The organism is Pseudomonas sp. PARCl1, from assembly GCF_947311875.1.
GTDB classification, from domain to species: domain Bacteria; phylum Pseudomonadota; class Gammaproteobacteria; order Pseudomonadales; family Pseudomonadaceae; genus Aquipseudomonas; species Aquipseudomonas juntendi.
On record NZ_CAMZMX010000036.1, the window covers coordinates 42,495 to 58,723 of the forward strand.

Annotated in this window: 12 protein-coding genes and 4 tRNA genes; all 16 read right to left on the minus strand. The window is 58.2% G+C overall.

Annotated features, from left to right (window positions below):
- Window positions 1-44 precede the first annotated feature (44 nt).
- The 16 genes from rpoC to birA all read right to left on the minus strand — a co-directional run bounded on the left by rpoC (window position 45) and on the right by birA (window position 15,917).
- A complete protein-coding gene (gene rpoC / locus QME24_RS18065) occupies window positions 45-4,244 on the minus strand; it encodes a DNA-directed RNA polymerase subunit beta' (RefSeq protein WP_009681247.1) in 4,200 nt (1,399 codons plus the stop codon).
- A gap of 64 nt (window positions 4,245-4,308) precedes the next feature.
- Window positions 4,309-8,382 (minus strand): DNA-directed RNA polymerase subunit beta, encoded by a 4,074-nt coding sequence (gene rpoB, locus QME24_RS18070; protein ID WP_232892724.1) that lies wholly within the window; start codon window positions 8,380-8,382, stop codon window positions 4,309-4,311.
- A gap of 220 nt (window positions 8,383-8,602) precedes the next feature.
- The gene (gene rplL / locus QME24_RS18075) at window positions 8,603-8,968 is read right to left on the minus strand and encodes a 50S ribosomal protein L7/L12 (RefSeq protein WP_003255496.1); all 366 of its coding nucleotides are present in this window, start codon (window positions 8,966-8,968) and stop codon (window positions 8,603-8,605) included.
- 77 nt (window positions 8,969-9,045) lie between these two features.
- Window positions 9,046-9,546: a 50S ribosomal protein L10 gene (gene rplJ / locus QME24_RS18080; RefSeq protein WP_009681245.1), complete on the minus strand. Its 501-nt coding sequence runs from the start codon at window positions 9,544-9,546 to the stop codon at window positions 9,046-9,048.
- Between the two features lie 197 nt (window positions 9,547-9,743).
- Window positions 9,744-10,439 carry a 50S ribosomal protein L1 gene (gene rplA, locus QME24_RS18085; protein ID WP_009681244.1) on the minus strand — a complete coding sequence of 232 codons (696 nt, stop codon included), beginning with the start codon at window positions 10,437-10,439 and terminating at the stop codon, window positions 9,744-9,746.
- Window positions 10,439-10,870 (minus strand): 50S ribosomal protein L11, encoded by a 432-nt coding sequence (rplK, locus tag QME24_RS18090; protein ID WP_003255500.1) that lies wholly within the window; start codon window positions 10,868-10,870, stop codon window positions 10,439-10,441. The genes rplA and rplK overlap by 1 nt, the downstream gene beginning before the upstream one ends.
- 119 nt (window positions 10,871-10,989) lie before the next feature.
- On the minus strand, window positions 10,990-11,523 hold the full coding sequence (gene nusG / locus QME24_RS18095) for a transcription termination/antitermination protein NusG (RefSeq protein WP_003255501.1): 534 nt from the start codon (window positions 11,521-11,523) through the stop codon (window positions 10,990-10,992).
- 9 nt (window positions 11,524-11,532) lie between these two features.
- The gene (gene secE, locus QME24_RS18100) at window positions 11,533-11,901 is read right to left on the minus strand and encodes a preprotein translocase subunit SecE (protein WP_009681243.1); all 369 of its coding nucleotides are present in this window, start codon (window positions 11,899-11,901) and stop codon (window positions 11,533-11,535) included.
- A 44-nt stretch (window positions 11,902-11,945) separates the two neighbouring features.
- A tRNA-Trp gene (locus QME24_RS18105) sits at window positions 11,946-12,021 on the minus strand.
- A gap of 54 nt (window positions 12,022-12,075) precedes the next feature.
- The gene (gene tuf / locus QME24_RS18110; RefSeq protein WP_054881963.1) at window positions 12,076-13,269 is read right to left on the minus strand and encodes an elongation factor Tu; all 1,194 of its coding nucleotides are present in this window, start codon (window positions 13,267-13,269) and stop codon (window positions 12,076-12,078) included.
- Between the two features lie 76 nt (window positions 13,270-13,345).
- Window positions 13,346-13,421 (minus strand) — tRNA-Thr (locus QME24_RS18115).
- A 29-nt stretch (window positions 13,422-13,450) separates the two neighbouring features.
- A tRNA-Gly gene (locus QME24_RS18120) sits at window positions 13,451-13,524 on the minus strand.
- A gap of 24 nt (window positions 13,525-13,548) precedes the next feature.
- A tRNA-Tyr gene (locus QME24_RS18125) sits at window positions 13,549-13,632 on the minus strand.
- 153 nt (window positions 13,633-13,785) lie between these two features.
- Window positions 13,786-14,211 carry a hypothetical protein gene (locus QME24_RS18130; RefSeq protein WP_009681394.1) on the minus strand — a complete coding sequence of 142 codons (426 nt, stop codon included), beginning with the start codon at window positions 14,209-14,211 and terminating at the stop codon, window positions 13,786-13,788.
- 7 nt (window positions 14,212-14,218) lie between these two features.
- Entirely contained in the window at window positions 14,219-14,968 is a 750-nt protein-coding gene (locus tag QME24_RS18135) for a pantothenate kinase (RefSeq protein ID WP_009681393.1), read from the minus strand.
- A complete protein-coding gene (gene birA, locus QME24_RS18140; RefSeq protein ID WP_054906288.1) occupies window positions 14,958-15,917 on the minus strand; it encodes a bifunctional biotin--[acetyl-CoA-carboxylase] ligase/biotin operon repressor BirA in 960 nt (319 codons plus the stop codon). Before birA ends, QME24_RS18135 begins: the two co-directional genes overlap by 11 nt.
- Between the last annotated feature and the right edge of the window lie 312 nt (window positions 15,918-16,229).

Sequence of the window (16,229 nt, forward strand, 5' to 3'; positions counted from 1 at the left end):
GTCACCGATGCCCGTTCGAGGGTAGCCGGGGCCCCGCCCTGGACTTAGTTACCGCTGGAATTCAGCGCTTCGGTCAGTGCGGCTTCCACCTCACTGGCGCTGACACGCAACGGTTTGTCGGCATCACGGCGACGCTTGCGCTCGCTGTGGTAAGCCAGACCAGTACCGGCTGGGATCAAACGACCCACAACCACGTTCTCCTTCAGGCCGCGCAGGTAGTCGCGCTTGCCGGTTACCGCCGCTTCGGTCAGTACGCGGGTGGTTTCCTGGAAGGAAGCCGCGGAGATGAACGACTCGGTCGACAGCGAGGCCTTGGTGATACCCAGCAGCACACGGGTGAACTTGGAGATGAACTTGTCCTCGCTGGCGAGACGCTCGTTCTCTACCAGTACCTGGGTCAGTTCCATCTGGTCGCCCTTGATGAAGCTGGAATCGCCCGACTCGGAGATCTCGACCTTGCGCAGCATCTGACGCAGGATGGTCTCGATGTGCTTGTCGTTGATCTTCACGCCTTGCAGACGGTAAACGTCCTGGATCTCGTTGACGATGTACTTCGCCAGCGCGCTGACACCCAGCAGACGCAGGATGTCGTGCGGATCGCTCGGGCCGTCGGAGATAACTTCACCGCGGTTTACCTGCTCACCTTCGAACACGTTCAGGTGGCGCCACTTCGGAATCAGCTCTTCGTACGGATCGCTACCGTCGGTCGGAGTGATCACCAGGCGACGCTTGCCCTTGGTCTCTTTACCGAATGCGATGGTGCCGCTGACTTCAGCCAGAATCGAGGCTTCTTTCGGACGACGCGCTTCGAACAGGTCGGCAACGCGCGGCAGACCACCGGTGATGTCACGGGTCTTCGACGTTTCTTGCGGGATACGCGCAATAACGTCACCGACACCGATCTGGGCACCGTCAGCCACACCCACGAGGGCGTTGGCCGGCAGGAAGTACTGGGCAGGTACGTCGGTACCTGGCAGGTACAGATCCTTGCCAGCGGCATCGACCATCTTGATTGCCGGACGGATTTCCTTGCCTGCGGCAGGGCGATCCTTCACGTCCAGTACTTCAATGTTGGTCAAGCCGGTCAGTTCATCGGTCTGACGCTTGATGGTGATGTTTTCTTCCATGCCCACGAAGGTCACGGTACCTTTCAGCTCGGTCACGATCGGGTGGGTGTGCGGGTCCCACTTGGCGACGATGGCGCCAGCTTCGACCTTTTCACCTTCCTTGACCGAAATCACTGCACCGTAAGGCAGCTTGTAGCGCTCACGCTCACGGCCGAATTCGTCGGCAATGGCCAACTCACCGGAACGCGATACGGCAACCAGGTTGCCGTCGGCACGCTCGACCTGCTTCAGGTTGTGCAGACGCACCATGCCGCCGTTCTTCACCTGGACGCTGTCGGCAGCCGAAGTACGGCTTGCAGCACCACCGATGTGGAACGTACGCATGGTCAGCTGGGTACCCGGCTCACCGATCGACTGTGCAGCGATAACGCCGACAGCTTCACCGATGTTCACCTGGTGACCGCGAGCCAGGTCACGACCGTAGCACTTGGCGCAGATGCCGTAGCGGGTTTCGCAGCTGATCGGCGAACGCACGATCACTTCGTCGATGCTGTTCAGCTCGATGAACTCGACCCACTGCTCGTCGACCAGGGTACCGGCCGGAACGATCACGTCCTCGGTGCCTGGCTTGAACACGTCGCGGGCGATGACACGACCCAGTACACGCTCACCCAGCGGCTCTACAACGTCGCCGCCTTCGATGTGCGGAGTCATCAGCAGGCCTTGGTCGGTGCCGCAGTCGATCTCGGTAACCACCAGATCCTGGGCAACGTCCACCAGACGACGCGTCAGGTAACCCGAGTTCGCAGTCTTCAAGGCGGTATCCGCCAGACCCTTACGAGCACCGTGGGTCGAGATGAAGTACTGGAGTACGCTCAGACCTTCACGGAAGTTCGCGGTGATCGGCGTCTCGATGATCGAGCCGTCCGGCTTGGCCATCAGGCCACGCATACCAGCCAGCTGACGGATCTGTGCTGCGGAACCCCGCGCACCCGAGTCAGCCATCATGTACATCGAGTTGAAGGACTCTTGCTCGACTTCCTTGCCCTCGCGGTCGATGACCTTCTCTTTCGAGAGGTTGGCCATCATCGCCTTGGACACTTCGTCGTTCGCCTTGGACCACAAGTCGATGACCTTGTTGTACTTCTCGCCCTGGGTTACCAGGCCGGAGGCGTACTGGCTCTCGATTTCCTTCACTTCATCGGTAGCGTTACCGATGATGCGGGCTTTCTCGTCCGGGATAACGAAGTCGTTAACACCGATGGAAACACCGGAAATGGTCGAGTAGGCGAAACCGGTATACATCAACTGGTCAGCGAAGATGACGGTCTCTTTCAGACCAACCACGCGGTAGCACTGGTTGATCAGCTTGGAGATCGCCTTTTTCTTCATTGGCTGGTTGACCACATCGTACGGCAGGCCTGCCGGTACAACCTGGAACAGCAGCGCACGGCCGACGGTGGTGTCGACGATACGGGTGTTCTTGACCACCGAGCCATCACGCTCTTTCACGGTTTCGTTGATACGAACCTTGATTTTCGCGTGCAGGGCAGCTTCGCCGGCGCGGAATACGCGGTCGACTTCCTGCAGGTCGGCGAATACGCGACCTTCGCCCTTGGCATTGATGGCCTCACGGGTCATGTAGTACAGACCCAGTACAACGTCCTGCGACGGAACGATGATTGGCTCACCGTTGGCTGGCGACAGAATGTTGTTGGTCGACATCATCAGCGCGCGCGCTTCGAGCTGGGCTTCCAGCGTCAGCGGCACGTGAACGGCCATCTGGTCACCGTCGAAGTCGGCGTTGTACGCGGCGCAGACCAGCGGGTGCAGTTGGATGGCTTTACCTTCGATCAGAACCGGTTCAAAGGCCTGGATACCCAGACGGTGCAGGGTTGGCGCACGGTTGAGCAGTACGGGGTGTTCGCGGATCACCTCGGCGAGAACGTCCCATACCTCTGGCAGCTCGCGCTCGACCATCTTCTTGGCAGCCTTGATGGTGGTCGCCAGACCACGCATTTCCAGCTTGCCGAAAATGAACGGCTTGAACAGCTCGAGGGCCATCTTCTTCGGCAGACCGCACTGGTGCAGACGCAGGGTCGGGCCTACGGTAATTACCGAACGGCCGGAGTAGTCCACACGCTTACCGAGCAAGTTCTGACGGAAGCGACCTTGCTTACCTTTGATCATGTCGGCCAGGGACTTCAGCGGACGCTTGTTCGAGCCAGTGATGGCGCGACCGCGACGGCCGTTGTCCAGCAGGGCGTCGACCGCCTCCTGCAGCATGCGCTTTTCGTTGCGCACGATGATGTCCGGCGCCGACAGATCCAGCAGGCGCTTCAGACGGTTGTTACGGTTGATCACCCGACGATACAGGTCGTTCAGGTCGGAGGTCGCGAAGCGGCCACCATCCAGCGGCACCAGCGGACGCAGGTCCGGCGGCAGTACTGGCAGAACGGTCAGCACCATCCACTCAGGCAGGTTGCCCGAGCCCTGGAAAGCTTCCATCAGCTTCAGGCGCTTGGACAGCTTCTTGATCTTGGTTTCCGAGTTGGTCTGCGGAATTTCTTCGCGCAGGCGGCCGATCTCGTGCTCCAGGTCGATAGCGTGCAGCAGTTCGCGGACAGCCTCGGCCCCCATGCGGGCGTCGAAGTCGTCACCGAACTCTTCCAGCGCTTCGAAGTACTGCTCGTCGTTCAGCAGCTGGCCCTTTTCCAGGGTGGTCATGCCCGGGTCGATAACGACGTAGCTCTCGAAGTAGAGCACGCGCTCGATGTCACGCAGGGTCATGTCCATCAGCAGGCCGATACGGGACGGCAGCGACTTCAGGAACCAGATGTGGGCGACCGGCGAGGCCAGCTCGATGTGCGCCATGCGCTCACGACGCACTTTGGCCAGGGCAACTTCAACGCCGCACTTCTCGCAGATTACGCCACGGTGCTTGAGGCGCTTGTACTTGCCGCACAGGCACTCGTAGTCCTTGACTGGGCCAAAGATCTTGGCGCAGAACAGGCCGTCACGCTCAGGCTTGAACGTACGGTAGTTGATGGTTTCCGGCTTCTTAACTTCACCGAACGACCACGAACGGATCATTTCAGGCGACGCCAGACCGATGCGGATGGCGTCGAACTCTTCGACTTGACCCTGGTTTTTCAGCAAATTCAGTAGGTCTTTCAAGGCCTTTCCTCCTGGCGGAGCAGGGAGCGGGCATTACCTGCCCCACTCCCCTTCGCGTCACGTGTTATTCGGTTTCCAGATCGATATCGATACCGAGGGAACGGATCTCTTTGATCAACACGTTGAAGGACTCGGGCATGCCCGGCTCCATACGGTGATCGCCATCCACGATGTTCTTGTACATCTTGGTACGGCCGTTCACGTCGTCCGACTTCACTGTGAGCATTTCTTGCAGGGTGTATGCCGCGCCGTATGCTTCCAGCGCCCACACTTCCATCTCCCCGAAACGCTGACCACCGAACTGCGCCTTACCACCCAGCGGCTGCTGGGTAACCAGGCTGTAGGAACCAGTGGAACGCGCGTGCATCTTGTCGTCCACCAAGTGGTTCAGCTTGAGCATGTACATGTAACCAACGGTCACCGGACGCTCGAACTTGTTGCCGGTACGGCCATCGAACAGCACCATCTGGCCGCTTTCTGGCAGGTCTGCCAGTTTCAGCATGGCCTTGATCTCGCGCTCCTTGGCACCATCGAAGACCGGAGTAGCCATAGGCACACCTTTCTTCAGGTTGTGCGCCAGGGCCAGGATCTCGGCGTCGGAGAACTCGTCGAGGTTTTCCTGACGACCACCGATCTCGTTGTAGACCTCGGTCAGGAACACACGCAGCTCAGCGGCTTTGCGCTGCTCTTCGAGCATGCGGTCGATCTTCTCGCCCAGGCCTTTGGCCGCAAGGCCCAGGTGGGTTTCGAGGATCTGACCAACGTTCATACGCGAAGGTACGCCCAGCGGGTTCAGTACGACGTCGACCGGAGTACCGTTGGCGTCGTGCGGCATGTCTTCAACCGGCATGATAACCGAGACAACACCTTTGTTACCGTGACGGCCGGCCATCTTGTCACCCGGCTGGATGCGACGGCGGATTGCCAGGTAAACCTTGACTATCTTCAGTACGCCTGGTGCCAGGTCATCGCCCTGCTGCAGCTTGCGCTTCTTGTCTTCGAACTTGTCGTCCAGCAGACGGCGACGGTCAACGATGTACTGCTGAGCCTTTTCCAGCTGCTCGTTCAGTGCATCTTCAGCCATGCGCAGCTTGAACCACTGGCCGTGCTCCAGACCGTCCAGTACTTCGTCGGAGATCACGGTGCCTTTCTTCAGGCCCGCGCCACCGTCGACCACTTGGCCGCCCAGGGCAGAACGCAGACGCTCGAAGGTTGCGCCTTCGACGATGCGGAACTCTTCGTTGAGGTCCTTGCGGATCTCGTCCAGCTGCATCTTCTCGATGGCCAGGGCGCGGCTGTCGCGCTCCACGCCATCACGGGTGAAGACCTGTACGTCGATGACAGTGCCCTTGGTGCCGGTTGGCACGCGCAGGGAAGTGTCCTTAACGTCGCTGGCTTTTTCGCCGAAGATGGCGCGCAGCAGTTTTTCTTCCGGAGTCAGCTGGGTTTCGCCTTTTGGCGTAACTTTACCGACCAGGATGTCACCCGCGCCGACTTCCGCACCCACGTAGACGATACCGGCTTCGTCCAGCTTGTTCAGTGCGGCTTCACCCACGTTCGGGATGTCCGCAGTGATTTCCTCTGGGCCAAGCTTGGTATCACGCGCCACACAGGTCAGTTCCTGAATGTGGATCGTGGTGAAGCGGTCTTCCTGCACCACACGTTCGGACAGGCAGATGGAGTCTTCGAAGTTGAAGCCGTTCCACGCCATGAAGGCGATACGCATGTTCTGACCCAGTGCCAGCTCACCCATGTCGGTGGACGGGCCGTCGGCCATGATGTCGCTGCGCTGAACCTTGTCACCCTTGCTGACCAGCGGACGCTGGTTGATGCAGGTGTTCTGGTTGGAACGGGTGTACTTGGTCAGGTTGTAGATGTCCACACCGGCTTCACCGGTCTCGACTTCATCGTCATTGACGCGAACGACGATACGGCTGGCGTCGACCGAGTCGATCACGCCACCGCGGCGAGCAACCACGCAGACACCGGAGTCACGGGCAACGTTGCGCTCCATGCCGGTACCTACCAGCGGCTTGTCGGCACGCAGGGTCGGTACAGCCTGACGCTGCATGTTCGAACCCATCAGTGCACGGTTGGCGTCGTCGTGCTCGAGGAACGGGATCAGCGAGGCAGCGACGGAAACAACCTGCTTCGGCGACACGTCCATCAGGGTGACGTCTTCCGGCGCCTTGACGGTGAATTCGTTCAGGTGACGGACCGCTACCAGCTCATCGATCAGCTGCTTCTTGTCGTTCATCGCGGCCGAAGCCTGGGCGATAACGTGATCGGCTTCTTCAATGGCCGACAGGAACACGATGTCGTCGCTGACCACACCTTCTTTCACCACGCGGTACGGGCTTTCCAGGAAGCCGTACTGGTTGGTGCGGGCATAGGCTGCCAGGGAGTTGATCAGACCGATGTTCGGACCTTCAGGGGTCTCGATCGGGCACACACGGCCGTAGTGGGTCGGGTGCACGTCACGGACTTCAAAGCCAGCACGCTCACGGGTCAGACCGCCAGGGCCGAGTGCAGAGACGCGGCGCTTGTGGGTGATCTCGGAGAGCGGGTTGTTCTGGTCCATGAACTGGGACAGCTGGCTGGAACCGAAGAACTCTTTCACCGCCGCCGCAACCGGCTTGGCGTTGATCAGGTCTTGCGGCATCAGGCCTTCGCTTTCCGCCATCGACAGACGTTCCTTGACCGCGCGCTCTACACGCACCAGGCCAACGCGGAACTGGTTCTCGGCCATCTCGCCGACGCAACGAACGCGACGGTTACCCAGGTGGTCGATGTCGTCGACAATGCCTTTGCCGTTACGGATATCGACCAGGGTCTTCAGGACCTCGACGATATCTTCCTTGCTCAGCACGCCCGAACCCTCGATCTCGGTACGACCGATACGACGGTTGAACTTCATGCGGCCAACGGCGGACAGATCGTAACGCTCGGCGCTGAAGAACAGGTTGTTGAACAGGGTCTCGGCGGCGTCCTTGGTCGGCGGCTCGCCTGGACGCATCATGCGGTAGATTTCGACCAGGGCTTCCAGCTGGTTGCTGGTGGTGTCGATCTTCAGCGTGTCGGAGATGAACGGACCGCAGTCGATGTCGTTGGTGTACAGGGTCTCGATACGGACAACCTGCGCCTTGGCGACCTTGATCAGCAGCTCGGTGGTCATCTCGGTGTTGCACTCGGCGAGGATCTCACCGGTAGCCGGATGCACGATAGCCTTGGCGGTGGTGCGGCCCAGGACGTATTCCATAGGAACGTCCAGCTGCTTGACGCCGGCCTTTTCGATCTGGTTGATGTGGCGCGCGGTAATACGGCGGCCTTGCTCGACGATGACTTTGCCGGTTTCGTCATGGATGTCCATGACAGCAACTTCACCACGCAGACGCTGTGGCACCAGTTCCAGGCTAAGTTTTTCGCCGGAAATGTGGAACACGTTGGTGGTGTAGAAGGTATTCAGCACTTCTTCAGTGCTGTAGCCCAGGGCACGCAGCAGCACCGAGGCCGGCAGTTTGCGGCGACGGTCGATACGCACGAACACGCAGTCCTTCGGGTCGAACTCGAAGTCCAGCCAGGAGCCGCGGTAAGGGATGATGCGAGCGGAGTACAGCAGCTTGCCGGAGCTGTGGGTCTTGCCACGGTCGTGGTCGAAGAACACACCAGGCGAACGGTGCAGCTGGGAAACGATCACACGCTCGGTACCGTTGATTACGAAGGTACCGTTTTCAGTCATCAGGGGGATTTCACCCATGTAGACTTCTTGCTCTTTGATGTCCTTGATCGCTTTGTTCGACGATTCCTTGTCGAAGATGATCAGGCGCACCTTGACCCGCAGTGGTACCGCGAAGGTCACACCACGCAGGACACATTCCTTCACATCGAAGGCGGGTTCGCCCAGGCGATAGCCTACGTACTCCAGGGCAGCATTGCCGGAGTAGCTGATGATCGGGAATACCGATTTGAAGGCCGCGTGCAGGCCGACGTCGCGGAAGTTATCCTTGGATGCTCCCGCTTGCAGGAATTCGCGATACGAATCCAGCTGGATGGCCAGGAGGTAAGGCACATCCATGACGTCCGGCAACTTGCTAAAGTCCTTGCGGATACGTTTTTTCTCAGTGTATGAGTAAGCCATCAGCGTTCCCCAGCTTGGTCACCTGCTTGTTTGGCTTCTCCCGGCGGGAGCAGCCAGAAAATCGTGCAAACCCCTTGGTTTGCGCCACCCACATGGGTGTCTTGCAGCTTGTTATCGGGGCCGGCATGACCGGCCACCAATAACGGAAAAAGGCCGGTGGCATAAGCCACCAGCCATCAGCCTTTTGCTCAACGCTCAGGCTGGCATCGCAAGGTCGAGATTACTTCAGCTCGACTTTAGCGCCTGCTTCTTCCAGCTTCTTCTTAGCGTCTTCAGCGGCTTCTTTCGAAACGCCTTCAGCTACAACCTGAGGAGCGCCATCGACTTTCTCTTTGGCTTCTTTCAGGCCCAGACCGGTCAGCTCGCGAACGGCTTTGATCACGTTCACTTTCTTGTCGCCGGCTTCAACCAGAACAACGTTGAACTCGGTCTGCTCTTCAACAACGGCAGCAGCAGCAGCTGGGCCAGCAGCGGCAACAGCAGCGGTAACGCCGAAGGTTTCTTCCATTGCTTTGATCAGCTCAACAACTTCCAGAACGGTTTTCTGGCCGATTGCTTCGATGATTTGTTCGTTAGTCAGGGACATGACTTAAATCCTGTATTGGGGTGACAGCCTACGCAGCCATCAAATTAAACGTATGATTTTGAAAGAATTCGCACGCCTTAGGCGGCGGTAGCTTCTTTCTGGTCGCGAATGGCTGCCAGAGTACGAGCCAGCTTGCTGGTGGCGCCTTGAATAACGCTCATCAGTTTCGCAATAGCTTCGTCGCGGGTCGGCAGGGTAGCCAACACGTCGATCTGGTTCGCTGCAATGAAATTGCCGTCAAACGCAGCTGCCTTGATCTCGAACTTGTCCTGACCCTTGGCGAACTCTTTGAACAGACGAGCAGCAGCGCCCGGGTGTTCGTTGGAGAAAGCAATCAGGGTCGGGCCTTTGAACGCGTCGTTGAGGATCGAAAATTCGGTGCCTTCAACAGCGCGCTTGAGCAGGGTGTTACGTACGACACGTACATAAACGCCAGCTTCGCGGGCCTCTTTACGGAGTCCGGTCATTGCGCCTACAGTCACACCACGGGCATCAGCCACGACAGCGGACAGAGCGACTTTGGCAGCCTCGTTGACTTCAGCGACGATGGCCTTCTTGTCTTCGAGTTTAATTGCCACGGGTTTACTCCTGGTTTTTACCGTTTCATCTGGCCGAAGCCTGATGTCGTTTTGGTGTCTGATTCGGTAACGAATCGGGAGCACCATCTGCGTGGGCTGGGTTTTTAAGGCTTGCGCCGCCTACGGTCTTGGATAGCCCCCGCCAGGCAGGGACCCCAATTTTTGCTGGTGGCGCGACATGTCGCACCACCATGTTCTTACACGTTCAGCGAGCTCTGATCGATGACCAGACCTGGGCCCATGGTGGTGCTCAGGGTAACGCGCTTAACGTAGATACCTTTCGAAGAAGCTGGCTTGATACGCTTCAGGTCAGCGATCAGGGCTTCAACGTTTTCCTTCAGCTTGCCAGCTTCAAAGCCGACCTTGCCAACGGAGGTGTGGATGATACCGTTCTTGTCGGTACGGTAGCGAACCTGACCAGCCTTGGCGTTTTTCACGGCAGTGGCTACGTCTGGAGTCACGGTACCAACTTTCGGGTTAGGCATCAGGCCGCGAGGACCCAGAACCTGACCCAGCTGACCTACAACGCGCATGGCATCAGGCGATGCGATGACGACGTCATAGTTCAGGTCGCCGCCTTTCATTTCGGCAGCCAGATCGTCCATACCTACGCGGTCAGCGCCTGCAGCCAGAGCAGCTTCAGCAGCTGGGCCCTGGGTGAAAACGGCAACGCGAACGGTCTTGCCAGTGCCGTGCGGCAGCACAGTAGCGCTACGTACGACCTGGTCGGATTTACGCGGGTCAACACCGAGGTTTACGGCGATGTCGTAGGACTCGACGAACTTGGCAGCAGGCAGCGAGGCCAGCAGAGTTGCCGCTTCTTCGAAGTTGTAGGCCTTGCCTGCTTCGATTTTCTCGGCGATTGCCTTTTGGCGTTTGGTCAGCTTAGCCATTACACACCCTCCACGTTCAGGCCCATGCTGCGGGCAGAGCCAGCGATGGTGCGTACAGCAGCGTCCAGGTCAGCGGCAGTCAGGTCAGCCTGTTTGGCTTTCGCGATGTCTTCCAGCTGAGCACGGGTAACGGTACCGACTTTAACGGTGTTCGGGCGAGCCGAACCACTGGTCAGGCCAGCAGCTTTCTTCAGCAGAACCGAGGCAGGGGTGCTCTTGGTCTCGAAGGTGAAGCTACGGTCGCTGTAGACAGTGATGATCACTGGAGTCGGCAGGCCGGCTTCTTGACCCTGGGTACGGGCGTTGAAGGCCTTGCAGAATTCCATGATGTTCACACCATGTTGACCCAGTGCTGGACCAACGGGTGGGCTTGGGTTGGCCTGGCCGGCCTTAACTTGCAGCTTGATGTAAGCCTGAATCTTCTTAGCCATGAGCTACTCCAAAATCGGGTACGAACGCCTGCTGGCTCCCCGGATGACTTGCGTTTTATCCCAGTGACGACAAAACCCCGCAGCACACAGGGCTGCGGGGTATGGGATGCTTTGTCCGCCTAGACCTTTTCGACCTGGCTGAACTCGAGCTCCACCGGAGTAGAGCGACCGAAAATGAGCACTGCAACCTGCAGGCGGCTCTTTTCGTAGTTAACCTCTTCGACACTGCCATTGAAGTCAGCGAACGGACCGTCAATGACACGAACCACTTCACCTGGCTCGAACAGCGTCTTCGGCTTCGGCTTGTCGCTACCGTCGGCAACGCGACGCAGGATAGCCTCGGCTTCTTTATCAGTGATCGGCGCAGGCTTGTCTGCAGTACCACCAATAAAGCCCATCACACGAGGGGTGTCCTTGACCAAGTGCCAAGTCCCTTCGTTCATCTCCATCTGGACCAGCACATAGCCAGGGAAGAATTTGCGCTCACTTTTGCGCTTCTGGCCGTTACGCATTTCGACGACTTCTTCGGTCGGAACCAAGATCTCGCCGAAACCGTCTTCCATGCCAGCCAGCTTGACGCGCTCAATCAGGGAGCGCATTACATGCTTCTCGTAACCCGAGTAAGCATGCACAACATACCAACGCTTAGCCACGGGACACCTTTAGCCAACGATCAGGGAGACCGCCCAGCCGAGCAGGGAGTCGAGCCCCCACAGCAGCAGTGCCATAACCAGCACAACAGCCACGACAATCAGCGTGGTCTGGGTGGTTTCCTGGCGGGTCGGCCACACGACTTTACGAATCTCGGCACGAGCTTCCTTCGCCAACGTAAAGAACGACTTGCCCTTCGCAGTCTGCAGAGCTACAAAGCCCGCGACAGCAGCCAGGACGAGAAGTGCGAGAACGCGATACAGGATTGGGGAGGCGGAGTAATACTGGTTACCCACTACGCCAACAACCACCAAAGCCACTACAGCCAGCCACTTGAACAGATCAAAACGCGATTCTTGGGCTTCAGTTTTGGGGGTCATCGAGGAGGATCCTGTAAGAAGAAAGCCATCACACCGAGGTGAAATGGCAGGTCAGGAGGGAATCGAACCCCCAACCTACGGTTTTGGAGACCGTCGCTCTGCCAATTGAGCTACTGACCTGTAACGCTGTATCAGGCCGGCCATTATACCGGCCTGATCAAGTAAATCAACTACTTATTCAATAATTTTTGCTACGACGCCGGCGCCGACGGTACGACCGCCTTCACGGATAGCGAAGCGCAGACCGTCTTCCATTGCGATGGTCTTGATCAGGGTAACAGTCATCTGAATGTTGTCACCTGGCATTACCATTTCAACGCCTTCCGGCAGTTCGCAGTTACCGGTCACGTCAGTGGTACGGAAGTAGAACTGAGGACGGTAGCCTTTGAAGAACGGAGTGTGACGGCCGCCTTCTTCCTTCGACAGAACGTAGACTTCTGCGGTGAACTTGGTGTGCGGCTTGACCGAACCTGGCTTGACCAGAACCTGGCCACGCTCAACGTCGTCACGCTTGGTACCACGCAGCAGAACGCCGCAGTTCTCGCCAGCACGACCTTCGTCCAGCAGCTTGCGGAACATCTCAACACCGGTGCAGGTGGTGGTGGAGGTGTCACGCAGACCAACGATCTCCAGCGGATCCTGAACGCGGACGATACCACGCTCGATACGGCCGGTAACAACGGTACCACGACCCGAGATCGAGAATACGTCTTCGATTGGCATCAGGAATGGCTGGTCGATGGCACGAACTGGCTCAGGGATGTAGGCATCCAGAGTTTCTACCAGCTTCTTGACAGCGGTAGTGCCCATTTCGTTGTCGTCTTTGCCTTCCAGCGCCATACGAGCCGAACCGATGATGATCGGGGTGTCGTCGCCTGGGAAGTCGTAGGTGGACAGCAGATCGCGAACTTCCATCTCGACCAGTTCCAGCAGCTCAGCGTCGTCTACCAGGTCAGCCTTGTTCAGGAAGACCACGATGTACGGAACGCCAACCTGACGGGACAGCAGGATGTGCTCACGGGTTTGTGGCATCGGACCATCGGCGGCCGAGCAAACCAGGATCGCGCCGTCCATCTGGGCAGCACCGGTGATCATGTTCTTCACGTAGTCAGCGTGACCTGGGCAGTCAACGTGAGCGTAGTGACGAATGTTCGAGTTGTACTCGACGTGAGCGGTGTTAATGGTAATACCGCGCGCTTTTTCTTCCGGAGCCGAGTCGATCTTGTCGAACTCAACGACTGCCGAACCGAAAACTTCGGAGCAGACGCGAGTCAGAGCTGCGGTCAGAGTGGTCTTACCGTGGTCAACGTGGCCGATGGTGCCGACGTTAACGTGGGGAAGGGAACGATCAAACTTTTCCTTAGCCATCGATACAACCCTCGCAGAAGAATAGTCTTGCGCTGATAAAACAAAGGCAGATATTTTCATATCTGCCTTGTTTGTATGGAGCTCTTGAGCGGACTTGAACCGCTGACCTCACCCTTACCAAGGGTGTGCTCTACCAACTGAGCTACAAGAGCGAAACACTTTGTGCAAAACCCAGCAAACTTGGAGCGGGTAGCGGGAATCGAACCCGCATCATCAGCTTGGAAGGCTGAGGTTCTACCACTAAACTATACCCGCGGAGCTTGTGGCTCTCGCTAAAACTGGTGGAGGGAGAAGGATTCGAACCTTCGAAGCTCTCGCAACGGATTTACAGTCCGTCCCCTTTGACCGCTCGGGAATCCCTCCAGATGTGGCCGGCATTCTATTTGTCTGCCGTCCTAGTGTCAAGCGTTTTTTTCAAATTTTTTCAATCAAATCTGAAACTTAGCTGCTTTGACACCGCTTCCAGCTCTACCACCTAAATGGTGTTCCCTGTGAAGCGGGCGCCATTCTATCAAGCTATTCGTCAGTTGCAATACCCTGGCAGAAAATAATTTTATGTTTTAAGTCTTTGAAATCATTGGAAAGAGATGAGAGCACCGTTTCATCCAGCAATCGCTCGCTTTCCGGGGCTACCTTGAGCCAACGACCATCGGCACCAGGCAACTGCCCTACCACCGGCACCGTCGCAATATCGAGGCTAAGCAGCCGCTGGCGCAGGGCTTCGAGCTGCGCCTGCACCATTACCCCACCGATTACCAGGCATTCATCCCGGCGCTTTGGGGGTGTTGATACACCCGTTTCACGCAAAAGCCGGATTTCTTGCTGACTCCCCTTGTACAGAGACAAGGGGGCGACTTCCTTGACCTTCAGCGGGGCTTCCTGCTGATGCCACACGTAGTAGAAGACGTTGAGCACCAGTAACAGCAGAAACAACCAACGCATAGGCACCTCAATCCAATGGACAAGCCATGGCCAGCCCCACGAACACCAGGTCGGGCACGACACGCGCCTGGGGCACGGCCTCCCTCACTAGCGGCGCATCGCCCCCAGTGAGGAATACGGTGAAATCTTCACCCCACAGGGCGCGTGCCTGCTCGAGCTGCGTGCGGGCAAAACCCTGCAGCATCAGAACACAACCGCGCTCGACTGCCTCGACGGTTGAGCGCCCTGGCAACAGGCTGGTCAACGCGCGCTCGGCGGAGGCATCGTCATAACGAATGCGCCGGGTGTGGGTGCGCAACTGACTGCGCATCAATGGCATGCCCGGGCAGATATACCCGCCCAGGTGCTCGCCATCCGCAGCCACGAAGTCGGCTTTTGCGGCAGTCCCCAAATCGATGACCAGGCAAGCCCCTTTGGCAACATGAAATGCACCTAACGCGGCCAGCCAGCGATCCATCCCCAAACGCTGGTAATCCTCATAACCGTTGCGCACGCCTGCCATTTCCCGGGCGGGGTGCGCTACCCGGGCCTGAACGGCAAAGGCCTGGGCGATAACCGCGCAAAGCGCATCGGTCTCTTCCTCGCTACGCACACTCACAATGCGACAGCCCGTAAGACGCACCGAGGCGAGTGCGGCCACTTCGGCCACCAATGCCTGATCGGAGTCGACAATCCCGCCGCCCTCGATCACTGCATCGGCGACATGGATGACCCGCCATTTGATAAAGCTGTTTCCGCAATCGAGCTCAAGAATCATCACGCAACCTCAAACTGAGCTCACCACCGCTGAAGCTCTTCTCCACTCCATCCACCTCAAGGCGCAAGCCGCCCTGCCCGTCGACGCCAAGAACAACACCATCAATACGCGTGTTACCGGCAATCAGCGATACACTCCGGCCTTGCCAAAGGTGCGCCTGCTCCCATTCCTCCTGGAATGCAGCGAAACCATAGCGCCGATGACGTGCCAGTTCATGCTGCAAATGCTGGGTTAGCGACGCCACCAGGTGATTCCGGTCTATTGCCCCACCCAGCTCGCGCCGCATCGACGTCCACTGCTGGTCGACCTGCTCGTTCGCCTGCATGTTCACATTGATGCCGACACCCAGCACAACATGGCAGACATCGGCTGGATCTCCCACCAGTTCCAGCAGAATGCCGGTGATCTTCATCCCGCGAACCAAGACATCGTTAGGCCACTTCAGCCCTACGTCCTTTACACCAAAGCCCTGCAAGGTGCGCATTACCGCCAACCCTACCACCAGGCTCAAGCCTTCAAGCTGGCGCATGCCGCCGTCAACCCGCAGCACCAGGCTGTAGTACAGGTTCTCGGCAAACGGACTGACCCATTGCCGACCACGTCGGCCACGGCCAGCGCTCTGGCGCTCGGCCAAAACTAAAAAGGGTGCTGCCTGGCCCTCACCCGCCATGCGCAGGCCTTCGGCGTTGGTCGAGTCGATCGTGTCGTGGATGAATACTGGCCACTGCTCGCCTTCGGCGAACCCGGCGATTGCTTGTGCCTCAAGCAACACCAGCGGCGCAGCCAATTGGTAACCACGCCCACGAACTTTGTGAATGGTGAGGTTCAGTTCACTCTCCAGGTGCTGCAGCTGCTTCCAAACGGCGCTACGACTCACCCCGAGGGCCGCCCCCAGAGCTTCTCCGGAATGGAACCGGCCGTCCTTGAGGAGATTCAACAACTTCAGCATGCCAGTCTCGACTTGGAATAAGGCAGGCATGATAGCTATGGGCTGGGGGATTGCATAGGAAAAGGGCCGAATGCCTCGGGCTTAAACGCTCAGCCTGACGATAATGGCGCCGAGGAGCAGGCGCTGTGATGGCTCCGGCTGCGCCGGTGTTCGCGGGCGCGCCCGCTCCCACAGGGATTGTGGTGAAGCCAGGGGACTTTTTTGGAGCACAAAGACAAAACCCCTACCTGCATGTGCAGATAGGGGTTTTGCGAAATGAATCTTGACGATGACCTACTCTCACATGGGGAAACCCCACACTACCATCGGCGA